This window comes from Pseudoalteromonas sp. 0802, from assembly GCF_013350085.1.
Lineage (GTDB): Bacteria > Pseudomonadota > Gammaproteobacteria > Enterobacterales > Alteromonadaceae > Pseudoalteromonas.
In genome coordinates this window covers 38,049-54,516 of the sequence record NZ_JABVXE010000004.1, presented here as the reverse complement: position 1 = coordinate 54,516, position 16,468 = coordinate 38,049, and the positions used below count along the sequence as shown (strand labels likewise).

13 protein-coding genes are annotated in these 16,468 nt (G+C 42.4%); 9 read left to right on the top strand and 4 right to left on the bottom strand.

Annotated elements, in window-relative coordinates:
- Positions 1-61 precede the first annotated feature (61 nt).
- A complete protein-coding gene (locus tag HUS61_RS09595; RefSeq protein ID WP_175082996.1) occupies positions 62-2,104 on the bottom strand; it encodes a glycoside hydrolase family 97 protein in 2,043 nt (680 codons plus the stop codon).
- 160 nt (positions 2,105-2,264) lie between these two features.
- Between HUS61_RS09595 and HUS61_RS09590 the strand changes: the two genes are divergently transcribed.
- The 3 genes from HUS61_RS09590 (at position 2,265) to HUS61_RS09580 (ending at position 5,774) form a co-directional block, all read left to right on the top strand.
- Entirely contained in the window at positions 2,265-2,882 is a 618-nt protein-coding gene (locus tag HUS61_RS09590) for a methylamine utilization protein (protein ID WP_175082995.1), read from the top strand.
- The gene (locus HUS61_RS09585) at positions 2,869-4,098 is read left to right on the top strand and encodes a hypothetical protein (protein WP_175082994.1); all 1,230 of its coding nucleotides are present in this window, start codon (positions 2,869-2,871) and stop codon (positions 4,096-4,098) included. The genes HUS61_RS09590 and HUS61_RS09585 overlap by 14 nt, the downstream gene beginning before the upstream one ends.
- A 74-nt stretch (positions 4,099-4,172) precedes the next feature.
- Positions 4,173-5,774 (top strand): methyl-accepting chemotaxis protein, encoded by a 1,602-nt coding sequence (locus HUS61_RS09580; protein ID WP_175082993.1) that lies wholly within the window; start codon positions 4,173-4,175, stop codon positions 5,772-5,774.
- 56 nt (positions 5,775-5,830) lie between these two features.
- Here HUS61_RS09580 and speE read toward each other — a convergent pair whose 3' ends face one another.
- The gene (gene speE / locus HUS61_RS09575; protein ID WP_055198615.1) at positions 5,831-6,694 is read right to left on the bottom strand and encodes a polyamine aminopropyltransferase; all 864 of its coding nucleotides are present in this window, start codon (positions 6,692-6,694) and stop codon (positions 5,831-5,833) included.
- A 197-nt stretch (positions 6,695-6,891) separates the two neighbouring features.
- Between speE and speA the strand changes: the two genes are divergently transcribed.
- Genes speA through HUS61_RS09555 form a run of 4 tightly spaced genes read left to right on the top strand, consistent with a single transcriptional unit; the run spans position 6,892 to position 11,871 of the window.
- Positions 6,892-8,772 (top strand): biosynthetic arginine decarboxylase, encoded by a 1,881-nt coding sequence (speA, locus tag HUS61_RS09570; RefSeq protein WP_175078909.1) that lies wholly within the window; start codon positions 6,892-6,894, stop codon positions 8,770-8,772.
- 21 nt (positions 8,773-8,793) lie between these two features.
- The gene (locus HUS61_RS09565) at positions 8,794-9,672 is read left to right on the top strand and encodes an acyltransferase (protein WP_175082992.1); all 879 of its coding nucleotides are present in this window, start codon (positions 8,794-8,796) and stop codon (positions 9,670-9,672) included.
- 28 nt (positions 9,673-9,700) lie between these two features.
- On the top strand, positions 9,701-10,624 hold the full coding sequence (locus tag HUS61_RS09560) for an acetyltransferase (RefSeq protein ID WP_175082991.1): 924 nt from the start codon (positions 9,701-9,703) through the stop codon (positions 10,622-10,624).
- A complete protein-coding gene (locus HUS61_RS09555) occupies positions 10,621-11,871 on the top strand; it encodes a mechanosensitive ion channel family protein (RefSeq protein WP_058586162.1) in 1,251 nt (416 codons plus the stop codon). Before HUS61_RS09560 ends, HUS61_RS09555 begins: the two co-directional genes overlap by 4 nt.
- Here the strand turns inward: HUS61_RS09555 and chrA are convergent.
- Positions 11,868-13,004, bottom strand: coding sequence for a chromate efflux transporter (gene chrA, locus HUS61_RS09550; protein WP_175082990.1), 1,137 nt, complete (start codon positions 13,002-13,004; stop codon positions 11,868-11,870). The two genes, HUS61_RS09555 and chrA, sit on opposite strands and share 4 nt — an antisense overlap.
- A gap of 33 nt (positions 13,005-13,037) precedes the next feature.
- Between chrA and HUS61_RS09545 the strand changes: the two genes are divergently transcribed.
- Both HUS61_RS09545 and HUS61_RS09540 read left to right on the top strand, forming a co-directional pair.
- Complete coding sequence (locus HUS61_RS09545) at positions 13,038-13,907, top strand: ABC transporter substrate-binding protein (RefSeq protein ID WP_175082989.1); 870 nt, start codon at positions 13,038-13,040, stop codon at positions 13,905-13,907.
- An 80-nt stretch (positions 13,908-13,987) separates the two neighbouring features.
- Positions 13,988-14,620 (top strand): OmpA family protein, encoded by a 633-nt coding sequence (locus HUS61_RS09540; protein WP_054562840.1) that lies wholly within the window; start codon positions 13,988-13,990, stop codon positions 14,618-14,620.
- Between the two features lie 61 nt (positions 14,621-14,681).
- Here HUS61_RS09540 and HUS61_RS09535 read toward each other — a convergent pair whose 3' ends face one another.
- Positions 14,682-16,454 (bottom strand): ABC transporter transmembrane domain-containing protein, encoded by a 1,773-nt coding sequence (locus HUS61_RS09535; RefSeq protein WP_175082988.1) that lies wholly within the window; start codon positions 16,452-16,454, stop codon positions 14,682-14,684.
- Between the last annotated feature and the right edge of the window lie 14 nt (positions 16,455-16,468).

Genomic DNA, 16,468 nt, shown 5'->3' with positions numbered 1-16,468 from the left:
ACATCAAATGCCGCGCTCTTTTTTACTTGAAGCTTAAAACTTACAGCTTTTAGCTTTTAGCTTAGATTGCTTTAAATCGAATCGCTGTGCCGCCGCTGGTGGCAAGCTTTAATGTTAGCTTATCATCAGCAGTCACTATGCGTTTTTCTACTTTTAAGTCGTAAGGGTTATTTACCCATTCAGCTTTGTCGCCGTCACGGTAGATTTGCGCTTCAAACTTTTTACCTTTATCTAAGAAGTCTAACTTCACTTCTAAAGTGCGAGCTTTTTCGTCTGTAACAGCACCTAGATACCAGTCGTTACCTGAGTATTGATCACGCTTGCGTTCTTTACGTGCAAATACAACGAAATCGCCAACTTCACCTTGTAGTGCAATACTTTGTTGCCAATCAGTTGGTACATCCTGAATAAACTGGAATGCACCTGGCTTCGCTAAATAATTACGTGGTAAATCTGCGGCCATTTGAATAGGGCTGTACATTACAACGTATAGCGCTAATTGCTTCGCTAGGGTCGTTTGTGGGCGGTTGGTATCAGCACCTAAACCGTTAAAGCCCATATCAAAAATACCTGGAGTAAAGTCCATTGGGCCTGCAAGCATACGGGTGAAAGCTAGCATTGGAATGTGCTCTGGTGGGTTCGGCGGTGTACCCCATGCGTTAAACTCTTGACCACGGGCACCTTCACGAGCAATCCAGTTCGGGTATGTACGACGTAGGCCGGTATCTTTCACAGGCTCATGAGTGTTGATACTAATTTTATGTTTTGCAGCAAGTTTTACGTTGTGTAGGTATTCATTAACCATGAACTGACCATCGTGCCACTCTTTGCGTACAATACCGTTTTCATCGATGCGCTTGATGTTACCACCGTCAGCGACATAACCTGTTTTAACTTGGCTTACATTTGATTTTTCGTATAACGCAAATGCATCTTCCATTTGGTTACGGTAGTTGGTCACGTTGCCCGACGTTTCGTGGTGACCAATTAATTGTACGCCTTTTTCTTTGCCGTAACGTGTCAGCTCTTCAATATCAAAGTCGTCGTAAGGTTGTGTGAAGCTAAATACGTCACCGTTATAAAACCAGTCGCCATCCCAGCCAATATTCCAGCCTTCGACTAGCACGCCATCGAAGCCATATTTAGCAGCGAAGTCCATGTAATATTTAGTGTTTGCAGTGGTTGCACCATGAATTTTACCGCTACCCCAAGAATTTTCTTTGATGTGCATACCCCACCAAATACCTACGTATTTACCCGGTTTAACCCAAGATACATCACCCAGTTTATTTGGTTCGTTTAAGTTTAAGATGATATCTGAGTTGATTAAATCAACGGCTTCATCACCAATTTGAATTGTACGCCAAGGAGTATTAAATGCGCCTTGTTTTTTGACCGCTACACCGTCTGACCAAGGTGTTAGATCGGCTTGGAAGGTACCATCACGACGTTGATTTAAAACCATGCCTGCATAATCAACAAGGGCAGCTTCGTGAATACTGATATGCACACCCTCTTTATTTTTTATAGTAAATGGTGTGTGCACAAGTGCCGCTTTATGAAGTGGGGTGGTGTTATAAACATATTCATAACGGTTCCAACCACGAGCGGGGATCCACCAAGCTGTTGCATCTGATGAATCTGTAATAGCAAACTCTGTAAGCTCTTTAGTGATTTCTACATCATCATAACCAGCTTGTTTTGGTAATTCGTATCGAAAGCCGACACCATCATTAAAAGCACGAAAACGTACCGTAAACGTGCCACCTTGTGGTTGTGGCTTTTTAAAGGTAACAGCGACTTCGTTATGGTTATCAACCACAGTTTGGCGTTCACCCCAAGGTTGCTCCCAGCTACTTTTTACCGAATCAGTGGTTTGGCTGCTAATTTTGTAACCTTCGCTCATTGCTGGTTGTTGTTTAAAAACAAGGCCTAACGAAGAGTTAGCAATGACTTGTTTACCGGCAAAGCTGATTTCGTAGCTAGGTGTGTGTTGCTCATCTGAGATAGTTACTTTGATCTGCCCATCAGGTGAACTGACGGTTGTGGTTTGTGCTAGGCAAGTACCTGAAAAGGCTGCTAACATTAAGGCAGTTAATCGCATTGTTGTTCCTTGGCGGCTTATGGTTATGGATTGTTGTCATGTATTCACATATATCCTTAAAGCATAAAGTGACTTGCTGGTTAATACGAGAGATCTGCATACGTATTCAACAAAGTGAACGCGGCGATATCCAGCCCAGCACCTAAAAAGGTCTAGCAAAATGACAAGAATTACCCTGTTGCTACTACTATTGTTTAGTCAATGTTTATTGGCGCAGCAAATACAGATAGTTGATAAGCAGAATCAACCTGTCAAAAATGCCGTGGTTTGGCTTAAAGGCTCTAAACAACTTACATCTCTTGATAGTCATTACACTATGAGCCAAAAAAAACGTGCCTTTGTGCCTCATGTGTTGGCAGTGCCACAAGGGGCTAATGTTGAGTTTCCTAACCTTGATTCAATCATGCACCACGTTTATTCATTTTCTAAAACAAAGCAATTTGAGTTAAAGCTTTACCACGATAAACCAGAAAAGCCGATTAAATTTGCACAATCGGGGGTTGTTGAGCTTGGCTGTAACATTCATGACTGGATGCTGGGTTACATTGTGGTTGTCGATGGTGGGATTTATGGGCAAACAGATGAGCAAGGTATGGTTGAGTTGAGCTTACCAGAAGGTAAGTTTACTTTGGCAGTTTGGCATGACCGCTTTAATGATATCAGCACACCAGAAACCATCGATATGACTAACAATGCAAAGCCATTGAGCTACCAGCTAAAACAAGCCTTATTACCAAAACTAGAATTAAGCAGTGACGAGTTTGATGATTATGAATAAATGGCAAGCTTTAGCATTGGCGAGTGTTTTTGGGTTGCCCGCAGTGGCATATGCTGAGCATGATGGGCAGGTAACTGTTTCGGCTGTGCGTGGAGACCAACTAGCGAGCTATCAACGCAAAGGAATTGGCTTATACCGTTATGACCAAGAGCATGATGGTGTTGTGATATCCCAAGCTATGCTGAGTAGCCGTTTTGAGTTAACGAGTGATTGGTCTGCGCATACAGTGCTTAACGCCCATCCTGATCCTGAACTAACAGTCGGTTTTACTCAGGCTTATTTACAATATCAACCGCTCACTGCAAGTCGTTACAAATGGGCTGTTAAAGCGGGTGGCTTTTATCCAAAAATGTCACTTGAAAACCCACAAAGTGGTTGGATGTCACCTTATAACTACACTAATTCTGCTATTAATAGCTGGATTGGCGAGGAGGTGCGGGCCTTTGGTTTAGAGACAAGCATCAAGCGCCCAGGTAGAAAATTTAGAAGTAACCATAGCTTTGAAGGCTTTGCGGCGGTTTTTAAAGGTAACGATCCTGCTGGAACACTCCTGTCATGGCGAGGATTCGCTATGCATGACAGGCAAACCACGTTCAATGAACAAATCGACTTTGCTATTCCACATTCTTTTGAGTGGACGCAGTTAGATAAGCAAGCTGAGTATGTGGAGCCTTTCGAAGAAGTCGATGGGCGCTTTGGTTATTACGTCGGTGCACATTGGGATTATCAAAAAAAATCGCAATTACGTGTTTATTATTATGACAACAATGGCGATCCAGGTGCTTTGAATACCCGTACTGGTCAATATGCGTGGGATACACGTTTTTTAAGCGCGGCATGGTTGTATAAGTTTAATAAGCAAACCCGCATTATTGTACAGATCCTTAATGGTAAAACAGCGATGGGTACAAATCGTGGGGTAGACAATGATTTTTATAGTCATTTTGTTCTATTAAGTCACAAGTTGGACCAGCATCGTCTCACAATTAGGTATGATTATTTTAAGGTTAGCGATCATGATGATTGGCAATTTGATCCTAACCAAAGTCGTGGAGAAGCTTTAACCGCAAGTTGGCGTTATCAACTGTCGACCAAGTGGCAAGTAGGTGCTGAATATTCAGTGCTGAGCAGTGACGCTCAAAATAGACCCGGTATGGGATTTAATGAGCATAATTCGCAGCAGCAATTGCAACTTTCAGCGAGTTGGCACTTTTAATTTCATACACTTTTTCAGTTTTTCTACTAACATTCTAATGAACGTGCTGATTAGAATTTAAATTAGGATAATGTATGAAGTTACAAAGCATTCGCGTCAAAAGTTCTTTGCCTATTGTGCTACTCGGCATTGCTATCGTCATTTTAATTGCTGGCTATACCTATCTAATTAACCTTCAAAAAGAAGCGATTGATGCACAGTCAGAACGCTTCTTAAATGCGGTTTCTGTGGTTGTTAATGCTGACCGAGACCTGTACCAAGCTAAAGTGGCAGAGCTGCAACTGGTTACCCAAATGAAAGGGAATAAGGGCCAACTCACTGACCATCAAGAAAATGCCGAGCAAGTTAAAGAGCGATTTAAGCAATATTTATCTTACATGTCGCCATACTCTGAGGTGACTGGTCAGTTTCGTAACTTTGATAGCGCATTTGATGCTTGGTATGGAGCATCAACAGCTTATATTAATAACCCAGCAAATGCTTCACAAAAACAAGCGTCGGAGCAAAGCTTTTCGGCACTACGTGATATTTTAGATAAAGCCGGAGAAGCGGCAGACAAAACCTCTCAAGCAGAAACAGAAAAGCTGATGGATAAAGTAATGGGCTTTAAAGTGATGCTTATGGTGATGATTGCAGTGGTTTTAGCTGTTGCTGGTTGGTTTAGTTATTTTGTGCCGCGCCAGCTTACAAAACAAATTAATTTTGTCACAGAGCGGATTAACGAAATAGCCTCTGGAGATGGTGATTTAACAGGTCGTATCAATGTTAAAACGCAAGATGAATTTGCCGAGTTAGCAACCGCATTTAATCGCTTTTTAGATAATTTGCAGCAGTTAATCAAAGACATTTTAGAGCAAGCGAAAGAGCTACATAATCTAGGTAACGATTTAGATAACTTTGCAAATCAAAACCATCAAGTTAACCAAAAGCTTAGTCAAGCTTCTGAGTCGATAGTCAGTGCTGTACATGAAATGAGTGTAGCAAGTCGCGAAGTGGCTAATGTGGCGCAAAACTCATCTCATGAAGCTGATAATTCTCAGCAGCTAGCTAAACAAGGCTTAGCTGCGGTTGATAATTCAAGCCGTAAAATTATTGCGCTGTCAGACAATATGGAGCATGCCAGCCAGCGTTCAACTGAGTTACAACAAAGCTCAGACAACATTGCTAAAGTACTTGAAGTTATTCGTGCTATAGCCGAGCAAACTAACTTACTTGCACTGAATGCAGCAATTGAAGCGGCCCGAGCCGGAGAGCAAGGGCGAGGTTTTGCGGTAGTAGCTGATGAGGTTCGTACCCTTGCGACTCGCACGCAAGAGAGTACTAATGACATTCAAACTATGGTGGAGCAGTTTGCAACCAGCGTTGAGCAGTCACTGCAAGCTATTAACAGTGGTAAGCGCTATGCCGATGAAGCGGTTGAGTCATTCACACAAACTAATGATGTGCTTAACTCAATGCAAGAGTCATCAGTTAAGGTAAATGATATGGCGATGCAGACAGCGCAAGCGACAGAAGAGCAAACTGCTGTAGCAGATGAAATTAGCCAGAATTTATCAGACCTAAATGACCAAACACAACAAGGGGGCGGCTTAGCAAGTTCAACACAAGAAGTGGCTAATCGTATGAACCAACTCACTGATGAGCTCAATCATTTAGTGAATCGATTTAAAGTCTAATCATAAGCCAACAAAAAAGGGCTCAATGAGCCCTTTTTTACATCTAACTAAAACGCTTACTTTTTCTCAAAAGCACGTTTCATATAATTTGGTGTCGCTAATGCGCCGTGGTGAATACCTGCATTATAGTACTCAGTGCTTTGTGCAAGTGTATTTGCATCATCTTCACGAAACCCTGCGAATTCTTCTGACTTACGAGCAAGGGTTACTGACCATAAACCGCTTGGGTAAATTGGCTGTGGGAAAGGCAGCGTTTGTAGGTCAACAAAACCCACTTCTGTCATTGCATCACGCATTTCTACTAATAGTGGCATATGCATAAGTGGTGATTCACTTTGCTGAATTAAGATGCCACCCGGGCGAAGTGCAGTTAAACAGCTAGTATAGAAAGCGTGGTTGAATAAACCTTCGCCCGGACCAACTGGGTCTGTTCCATCAACAATTACTACATCGATTGATTCTGGCGCTGCTTCACGCATGTACTTGATGCCGTCGTCGAACATCACTGTTGCGCGAGGATCTTGGTTTGATTCACACAGCTCAGGGAAGTATTTAAGTGACATTTGTGTCACGACTTCGTCGATATCAATTTGCGTTACGCTCTCAACACCTGGGTGTTTTAAAACTTCGCGTAAAGTACCGCAGTCACCACCACCAATGATCACAACATTTTTTGGATTTGGGTGTGCAAGCAATGCCGGATGGCTGATCATCTCGTGATAAAAAAAGTTTTCACGGCTACTTACCATAGTACAACCGTCAATAATCATCAGATTACCGAAGTCAGTTGTTTCGTACATTTCTACTTTTTGAAATGGCGATTGCTGTTCATCAAGCTTTTTAGTAATGCGTAATGAAAAGGCACTACCATCACGGTCACTAATTTCAGTGAACCAGTTGTTTTGATCTAAATTAGCCATCTTGCTTATACACTTTTGGTTAATGGTAAAAAAGGGGGCAATTTTGCCAGTGCTTGACCAATTGCTCAATCAAATTTTAATCAGTATAGCGAATATTTTTTATCACTTTGGCATATAGCGCAATTTTTGTTAGCGTGGTCAGCCCTAGCGTATTAAAATGTGCGTTTATATTTAATGAAATTACAGAAGACATTGCCATGACTTGGGGTTTAGACAAAGCACGCGATACATACAATGTTGCTCATTGGAGTGACGGTTACTTTGACATTAACGCACAAGGTGAGCTGGTGGCTTATCCTGATGGCGATCAAACAAAAGCTGCGGTGTCTTTATCTGAACTAACCGAGCAATTCAAAAAGCAAGGTCTTACTTTACCTGTACTAGTACGCTTTACCGACATTTTACAAAATCGTGTTGATACCCTAACGAGTGCTTTTACCAAAGCTTGTAATGCCCGTGAATACCAAGGTAGTTATACCTGTGTTTACCCAATCAAGGTTAATCAGCAGCGCTCTGTGGTTAGTAAACTTCTTGCTCATCCAAGTGGTTTAGTCGGCCTTGAAGCCGGCTCAAAGCCTGAGCTTATGGCGATTTTAGGTGTAGCACAAGAGCCAATTACCATTGTTTGTAATGGCTACAAAGACAGTGAGTTTTTACGTTTAGCCTGTATCGGTCAAGGCATGGGCCATAAGGTTCATATTGTTGTAGAAAAACTGTCTGAACTAACCACCTTATTGGCTGAAATTGACGACTTAGGTATTGAGCCATCAATCGGTATTCGCATTCGCTTAAACTCGGTAGGCAAAGGTAAATGGCAAAACACCGGTGGTGAAAAAGGCAAATTTGGTTTAACTGCAGGCCAAGTACTTTCTGCGGTTGAGCTACTTAAGTCACGTAATAAACTCCATTTAATGCAACTTGTGCATTTTCATATCGGCTCTCAAATTGCCAATATCCGTGATATTCATCGAGCACTGCGTGAATGTGCCCGCCATTTTGCAGAGTTAACGCAGTTAGGCGTGCCACTTAATACAGTTGATGTTGGTGGCGGTTTAGGTGTTGACTATGAAGGGTCTGGTTCACGTAGTTCGTGTTCAATGAACTACAGTGTTGATGAATATGCACGTAATGTAGTGAATGCATTTGCTGAAGTATGCCAACAACATGATCTTAAGCACCCAGCCATTATTACTGAATCTGGCCGTGCGTTAACTGCGCACCACGCAGTATTAATTACAGATGTTATTGATGTTGAGCGTGCACCTAACCATGCGAATCCAACGGCGCCTGAGGCTGACAGCGTATTAGTGTTAGATGAAATGTGGCAGTGCTTACAGCGTTTAACACCACGTATGGCACTAGAGATTTATCATGATGCAATGCATCTATTTAGTGAAGCCCATGACCAATATGTGCATGGCCTACTCACTATGCTTGAATGGGCGAAGCTTGAGCAGCTGTATTTCACCATTTTACACCGCGTTCGTGCATCCCTCAGCGAGAATGCTCGTGCCCACCGTGAAGTGTTAGATGATCTAAACGAAAAACTGGCCGATAAGCTATTCGTTAATTTCTCATTATTTCAATCACTGCCAGATGTTTGGGGTATTCAGCAACTTTTCCCTGTGATGCCAGTAGAAAACCTTCATCAGCCATTAACGCAACGCGCTATTATTCAAGACATTACCTGTGACTCTGATGGTCAAATTCGTAACTATGTTGAAGGTACAGGTATTGAGAGCAGCTTACCTATTCCTGAGTACAAGCAAGGTCAGCAATACCACATTGCCATGTTCTTAGTGGGCGCGTATCAAGAAATTTTAGGTGATTTACATAACCTTTTCGGCGACACAGATTCAGTGCATGTTGAGCTTACTGAAGCGGGTTACCAGCTGACTAACGCAATTAAAGGTGATAGCGTTAAGGACGTATTAAAGTTTGTTGATTATGATAGCGACATTCTTGCTGAAAACTTTGCAAAACGGGTTAACTCACTGGCAATTGATGAGCAATCTAAGGCACAATATTTGTCAGAACTAAATGCAGGCCTTGCTGGCTATACGTATTTTGAAGATTAAGCATTAAAGGAATAAGTAGTAATGTCCATGATCCGTTGTGTGTTCAGTTTTATATTGTACACCCTCAATACACTTTTTTGGTTTGTGCCCATCTTTATTTGTGGCGTGATTAAACTGATCCCAATTAAGCCTCTACAAAAAGCAATGAGTTGGATAGCTAAGCAATGCGCCACTATGTGGGTGAGTTGCAACAGCATCAACCAAAACATATTTGCTTCATATAAGCTAAACGTGACAGGTCTTGAGCAACTAAAAGCGAAAGACTGGTACTTGGTGATCGCAAATCATCAAAGCTGGGTAGATATCGTTGTAATGCAACGCGTGTTTAATCGCCGCATACCGTTTTTAAACTTTTTCTTGAAAAAAGAGCTAATCTACGTTCCTTTTTTAGGCCTTGCTTGGTGGGCATTGGATTTCCCATTTATGACTCGCACGAGTAAAGCTCAGTTAAAGAAAAACCCTAAATTGCGTGGTAAAGACTTAGAAACAACGCGTAAAGCTTGTGAAAAATTCAAAGAAATGCCAGTAAGTATCGTTAACTTTGTTGAAGGTACGCGTTTTACACAGCAAAAGCACTCGCGTCAAAATAGTCCTTTTGAGCACTTATTAAAGCCAAAAGCGGGTGGTGTTGCGTTTGTTATGCAAGCAATGGGTGAGCAAATTTCCAAAGTGGTCAATGTCACTATTCATTACCCTGGTGGTATTCCTAGCTTTGTAGACTTTGCCAGTGGTCGTGTAAAAGAAGTCGAAGTGCGAGTAGAAGTGATGGAAGTAAGCTCTAATTTAATCGGTGATTACACAGGTGATGCTGAGTTTAGAGTTAACTTTCAAGCTGAATTAAACCGCATTTGGAATGAAAAAAACCAGCAGCTAGCCGAGTTAGAAGCAAAATCGCAGTAGTATTGCTAACGCAGTCGAGAGCACACTTATGTTAAAGAAATTTTTACCAAATTGGTTAACAGGCGTTCTAGTTAGCATTGTCTTGTTTGCTAATGTAATCATTTGGGGCACGCTTGTGCTGCTCTTTGGTGTGCTTAAATTATTACTGCCATTTAAAGTGGTTAGCGATATTCTTCATGCGGCTTATCGCGGTTGGTGTAAAGGTAACCGCTTAGCTTTGTGGTTAGGTTGCCCTACAATAGATGTTGATATTAAAGGCAAAGTCAGTACAGATGGTTGGTACTTACTTATCTCTAATCATATGAGTTGGCTAGATATTGTTGTTCTAAGTGCGATTGATGTTTTACCTGCGCCAAAATTCTTTTTAAAAGATGAGCTGAAGTATGTGCCATTCATTGGCACCGGTGCGTGGGCGATGGGCATGCCTTTTATGAAACGTGTTAGCAAAGCGCAGCTGGCAAAAAATCCTAAGCTGAAAGGTCTTGATGTTGAACGCACCAAGCGCAGTTGCCGCGACTTTCGTAATCACCCGACAACCATTATCAACTTTGTTGAAGGCACACGCTTCACGTGCCAAAAACACAAAAAGCAAAATAGTCCGTTTACTTATCTTTTAAAACCTAAAGCGGGCGGTATTGCATTTGCCCTTGAGGTGTTAGGCGAACAGTTTGATGCATTATTAAATACCTCGATTATTTACCAAGGCGAGGGTGATCATATTTGCCGTAACCTGATGCGTGGCCGCCTTAATGTGATCAAAGTTGAAATGCACGTACAAGCAATTAGCGCAGAGATGATTGGTGATTATCAGCATGACCGTGCATTTAGAACGGCTTTTCAACAACATATTAATGAGTTATGGTTGCAAAAAGACGCTCAGCTACTAACTTATCATCAAGCTCAACAAGCTGAGTACCTTGCCAACATCAATAAAGAGGTTGAAGCACCATGAAGCAAACTCACCTGCAAGAGCTGGTGATGCCTTGGTTTGAATCAATGCCAGATGCGGCGCTGTTAAGTGCATTAACGGCTACAGCGATTGGCGTTGGCTCATTACTATTAATTTATATGTTTACTCGTCGACTGCTGCTGCCGGGTATTCAAAAGGTTGTTACACGCCTGTCTCCAGAGCGCATTGGTGCGCTTACTCCAATGCTCAATAAACTGAATCGTCGTTTTGCGGGTATATTGTGCTGCGTACTGTATTTGGCAACCTTTGATTATGTTTACCCAGTTCATGATGTTGCAGCGTTGGTTTTGAAAACCGTAGGCCAAGTTGCATTGATCATTTATGGTGGCTTCATTTTAAGTAGTGTGGTGAGCATTGCTGGTGGCATTTATAACCAACTTGATTTTGCCCGCGATATTCCGATTCAGGGTTTGATCCAAGTTGTAAAACTTATCACTTTTATGGTTTGCGCCATTCTCATTGTGAGCATTTTGCTAGAGAAGTCGCCAACTTATATTTTGTCTGGCTTTGGTGCGATAGCGGCGGTGACCTTACTCGTATTTAAAGACACCATTTTGGGTTTTGTCGCCAGTATTCAAATTGCAGCTAATCGATTAGTGACTTATGGTGATTGGATCCAAGTGGATAGCTATGGCGCGGATGGCGAGGTTATCGACCTTGGCTTAAATACAGTAAAAGTACGTAACTGGGATAACACTATCACAACCATTCCAACCTATATGCTGGTTGCTGGGTCATTTAAAAACTGGCGTGGTATGCAAGAGTCGGGTGGTCGTCGTATCAAGCGTGCTTTAAACATTGATATGAACAGTATTCGTTTGGTTGATGATGCGTTTCGAGAGCAAATTGATGCTGCTATTCCACTTAACGACTATATTCGTGTTTCAAGCTTGCCCGATCCGGTGACAAACCTTGGTTTGTTCCGTCGTTATGCTGAAGGTTACTTAAAACAACACGAAAAAATTAATCGTGATTTGACCTTAATGGTGCGTGAGCTACAACCGATGAATCACGGCTTACCTATTGAGTTTTACTGCTTTAGTGAAGATAAGCGCTGGATTTCATATGAGCACTTGCAAGCAGAGATCATGGATCACCTGCTTGCTGTGTTGCCAATCTTTGGACTCAGACCATATCAAAGTGTTACTGGGCAGTTAAGTACAAGCGAAGCTCAAACAGGGCTAAAACCAAGTATCAAGGTCGCTAACCCTGTGCGCGAAAAAACTTAAAACTGACTAACTAGCACGCTCAGTGCAATAAAACCTAACAATAGCCACCAAATAGGTGGCTTTGCCATTCTTAGCCACGTAAATGCCACAATGACTAAAGCTACTTGCCACAGGTTTTGCACTGCCGATTGCCAAATAGGTGAATAAAGAGCGGCAGCTAAAAAACCCACAACAGCGGCATTTAGCGCTGCAATACTACCCGCAAAGCGAGGCTTATCAGCTAGTTGTAGCCAGCTTTTCATAAAGGCTAACATCAATAAAAAGCCCGGTAAGAAAATCATGATGGTCGCGACAATGGCACCTAAAAGTGGTGTATTTGGCGACACTTGTGCGCCTAAGTATGTGGCGATAGTGAACATCGGTCCAGGTATGGCCTGAGCACTGGCATAAGCTGATAAAAACTGCTCGGTTTCAAGGCTCGGCACGCCAGCTTGTAAAATCGGTAACACAACGTGGCCGCCACCAAAGACCATAGCGCCAGTTTGGTAAAATGGGGCAAACAAAGAAAACCCTTCGCCTAAAGGCAAAAAGCTAATCAGTAACAAGACGGTAAATAAACAAAGCGGTAACCAAGCAATTTTCACAGGTTTATGTTCTTGGTTCTCTGGCAGTTTAAGCTGAGGATAAAACCAACCTATGGCCGCAGCCGCAATCAGTACTAAAATTTGACTCGATAACTGTGAGAATACAATCAGTGCAATCGTGCTCAATACCGCGATAAGCTTGTGTAAGTGGTTTTTGCAAAAGCTCATTGCCATGCTGTAGGTCGCATCGGCAACAATCACCACAGCAAAGAGTTTAAGCCCAGCAATGACCGCAAAGTAAATATCACCAAACTGGTGAGCGCTAAGAGCCAAAAAGAACATAATTAAAAATGAGGGCAGGGTAAAGCCAACAAATGCACACAGGCCTCCCAGTATTCCTCCTTTTTCAACCCCCATGGCAAAGCTAACTTGGCTTGAACCAGGGCCTGGTAATGCTTGGCTTAGGCTAATCAATTGCGCATAGCGCTCAGCAGTGAGCCATTTTAAATTATCAACAAAGTGGCGCTTAAAATAACCAAGGTGTGCCGCAGGACCGCCAAAGCTCATACAGCCTAATAAAAAGAATTGTTTAAAGATGATAAATAACATTACTTTTACCGTTACAGGGTGATTGTTTCTATTATGACAAAATTGTATGACATTTTTGTGGTTTTTATGACACAAGGCCGTCTACAATATAGAGAACGAGTGAACGTAGTTATGAGTATCACTATGAAACGCTATATTATCAGTTTATTGTTATTACTATGCAGCAGCTTTGCATTTGCAACCTCTTTTGACAAAGTTGTGGTGGCTGTTGATCATGCGCCTCCTTATGGCATGGTCTCTGAAGATGGTAGAGTCAGTGGCGCAATAGTGGATATTATGCGTGAAATACAGCGTACCTTGCCAATTAAGCTTGAGTATGTCGCTTGCCCGTTTTCTCGTTGTTTAAAAATGCTCGAGCAAAATGAACTAGATGTGATGGGCGGGCTTATTCGCACAGAAGAGCGCGAGCAAAAAATGCAGTTTCTTACTCCACCATACATGATGCTGTCATCTTCTTTTGTGTTTTATGCCAGAGCTGATAGCGAGCTTAAAATAAACAATTATCAAGACCTAGTCGGTAAGCGTATTGCGGTAATGCGAGGCGCTGCGCACTTCCCTCGTTTCGATAATGATAAAACACTCACCAAAGTCGAAGCATTAAGCGAACATAATGCGTTTGATATGTTATTAAAGAGCCGCGTTGAGCTGGTAATTGCTGTTGAAACCACGGCTGATCATGCCTCAGTGTTTTTGCAGCGACCTTCGCAAGATATCGTAAAAATGCCTTATCGCTATAAAGATGTTATTTATGGTCACATTGCCCTTAGTAAGCAGTTTGCAAGCTCGGGTTTAGCCGAAAAAATTCAAGACCGCCTCAATACGTTAGTCCTCAATGGCCGTTTAACAGAATTGGTCAAAAGTTATAACTTACCTCCGGTTACTGCTGTAGCAATCGATAAGTAACCCTTTCTTCATCGTTTGTTCATAGATGTTCACTCATAATTGTTAACAATTCAATTTGAATAATTGCCATGGAGAGACACATGACTTTTACAAAATCAGTTTTAACAGTGGGCGTATTAGCCGTTCTATTAACAGGTTGTGAGACAACGAATACAGGTAAAGGCGCTGCGATTGGTGCTGCTACAGGTGCAGTACTAGGTAAAGCAACTGGCGACCACGACGATAAACGTATTTTCATTGGTGCGGCTATTGGTGCATTAGCAGGTGCAGCCGTTGGCGATTATATGGATAAGCAAGAAGAAGCATTTCGCGATGAGCTAGCAGGATCAGGTGTTGAAGTGGTTCGTGAAGGCGACAATATTCGTCTAGTGATGCCATCAAATATTACTTTTGCAACTGACCAATCTTATATTTCGTCTGGCTTTCATAGCACCTTAGATGCGATTGCTAAAGTAATGAATAAATACGAAAAAACCTACTTAAGCGTTGAAGGTCATACCGACAGCACAGGTAAAGATAGCTACAATATGACGTTATCGCAACAACGTGCGCAAAGCGTAAAAGATTACTTAGTTAATCATCAGATTATGTCTGCACGCATCAGCACACGAGGTTATGGTGAAACACGTCCTGTGGCGAGCAATGACTCAGCAAATGGCCGAGCTTTAAACCGCCGCGTAGAAATTCAGATCGTACCGAATACACAAGGTTAGATTTTATATCTAGATTTGTGGTCAGGTTTGATATGCCCTTTCAAACCTGACATTTCCCTTCTTAATCTCGATTAAACTGTAATTCGCACAATTGTTTATACAATGGGTTAGTCTCAAACAATTGCTGATGCGTACCCGTTGCAATAATTTCTCCTTTATCCATCACGACAATCACATCGGCGTGTTTAACTGTGGCTAAACGATGGGCAATAATCAGTGTTGTTCTGTCTTTCATTAGATGCTCAAGGGCAGCTTGTACATGAAACTCACTTTGTGCGTCGAGTGCACTGGTTGCTTCATCAAGCAATAAAATGGCAGGGTCTTTTAATATTGCGCGCGCTAGTACTATACGTTGTTTTTGCCCACCTGAGAGCCTAACACCTTGCTCCCCTAAAAAGCTGTGGTAACCATCTGGTAGTTGCTTAATAAACTCATCGGCATGGGCATATTTAGCCGCAGCATATACTTGCTCGTCGCTGGCGCTTGGGTTGCCATAACGTATGTTATGCATCACATCTGAGCTAAATAAAATTGGGTTTTGTGCCACCATCCCCATTTGCTGGCGTAAGCAATCAAGAGAGAGTGCTTTAATGTCTATTCCTGCCAGCGAAATACTCCCAGAGCTTGGGTCGTAAAAGCGCTGCAGTAACTCAAACAACGTTGTTTTACCAGCCCCTGATGGGCCAACGATGGCAACAGTTTGCCCTTGTTTTACTTGTAAATTAAGCGCATTTAAAGCGGCTTTATCTGGCCTTGAAGGGTAATGAAAAGATACATCATTAAACTGAATAGCAGGGTGATTAAGCTTGTTTTCCTCAAGTTGTGCATCATAATTTGTATCTGGACTTTTGATCATGCTTTCAACGGCAAGTAGCTCTAACAACCGTGCTGCTGCACCTGCTGCTCTTTGCAACTCACCGTACACTTCGGCAACGGTTGCTACAGACATTGCGACCATAATCGCATAGAACACGAAAGCACCTAGCTCACCACCAGTCATGGTGCCAGCTAATACGTCGCTGCCGCCAACCCAAAGCATCACGCTAATAGCACTAAAGGTCAGAAATATAACCGCTGCAATCAAAAACGAGCGCTGTTTGATTCGGCTCTTCGCTACTTGAAACGCTTTGTTGGTTTCTTCGCTAAATGCTGCTTTTTCACGCTCTTCGTGACTATAACTTTGCACGACTTTGATATTTTGAATGATCTCACCAGCATAGGTGCTGATATCAGCAATGGCATCTTGGCTTGAGCTTGCCAGCTTTCTTACTTTTCGGCCAAAAATCATCATCGGCAGTAATACCACCGGCACGCAGGCAACAACGACAAGGGTCAGCTTTAGGTTGGTGATAAGTAGCATAGCCAAGCCACCAATCAGCATTAGGCTACTGCGTAATGCCATCGAAAAAGAGGAACCAATGATAGATTGCAACAAGGTGGTGTCGGTGGTCAGTCGCGACATTAGCTCGCCGCTGCGGTTTTCTTCAAAGTAGCTTGGGTGTAATGTAACTATGCGATCAAACACGGCTTTACGGATATCGTTACTGACTCGCTCACCAATCCACGACATCAAATAAAAGCGACAAAAAGTACCTACCGCTAATAAGCTTATTAAACCAATCAACACCATCACCGCTTGCTGAAGCTGAGCTTGCGAGCCTGCAATAAAGCCATGGTCGATAACAAATTTAACACCTTGTCCGAGTGACAAGTTAACACCGGCCGTAAGCAACAAGGCGCCAAGGGCTGCAAACACCACCCATTTATAGGGTTTTATAAAAGCTAAAATCGGTAACAGGCTACTAAATGCGGCCTTTTCTTTGTTGTTAGGCATGCTAGATTCTTGTT

Bases quoted from the DNA above. Each gene is read 5' to 3' on its own strand.
- HUS61_RS09595 (WP_175082996.1), bottom strand. From the start codon at position 2,104: ATGCGATTAACTGCCTTAATGTTAGCAGCCTTTTCAGGTACTTGCCTA.
- HUS61_RS09590 (WP_175082995.1), top strand. From the start codon at position 2,265: ATGACAAGAATTACCCTGTTGCTACTACTATTGTTTAGTCAATGTTTA.
- HUS61_RS09585 (WP_175082994.1), top strand. From the start codon at position 2,869: ATGATTATGAATAAATGGCAAGCTTTAGCATTGGCGAGTGTTTTTGGG.
- HUS61_RS09580 (WP_175082993.1), top strand. From the start codon at position 4,173: ATGAAGTTACAAAGCATTCGCGTCAAAAGTTCTTTGCCTATTGTGCTA.
- speE (WP_055198615.1), bottom strand. From the start codon at position 6,694: ATGGCTAATTTAGATCAAAACAACTGGTTCACTGAAATTAGTGACCGT.
- speA (WP_175078909.1), top strand. From the start codon at position 6,892: ATGACTTGGGGTTTAGACAAAGCACGCGATACATACAATGTTGCTCAT.
- HUS61_RS09565 (WP_175082992.1), top strand. From the start codon at position 8,794: ATGTCCATGATCCGTTGTGTGTTCAGTTTTATATTGTACACCCTCAAT.
- HUS61_RS09560 (WP_175082991.1), top strand. From the start codon at position 9,701: ATGTTAAAGAAATTTTTACCAAATTGGTTAACAGGCGTTCTAGTTAGC.
- HUS61_RS09555 (WP_058586162.1), top strand. From the start codon at position 10,621: ATGAAGCAAACTCACCTGCAAGAGCTGGTGATGCCTTGGTTTGAATCA.
- chrA (WP_175082990.1), bottom strand. From the start codon at position 13,004: ATGTTATTTATCATCTTTAAACAATTCTTTTTATTAGGCTGTATGAGC.
- HUS61_RS09545 (WP_175082989.1), top strand. From the start codon at position 13,038: ATGACAAAATTGTATGACATTTTTGTGGTTTTTATGACACAAGGCCGT.
- HUS61_RS09540 (WP_054562840.1), top strand. From the start codon at position 13,988: ATGACTTTTACAAAATCAGTTTTAACAGTGGGCGTATTAGCCGTTCTA.
- HUS61_RS09535 (WP_175082988.1), bottom strand. From the start codon at position 16,454: ATGCCTAACAACAAAGAAAAGGCCGCATTTAGTAGCCTGTTACCGATT.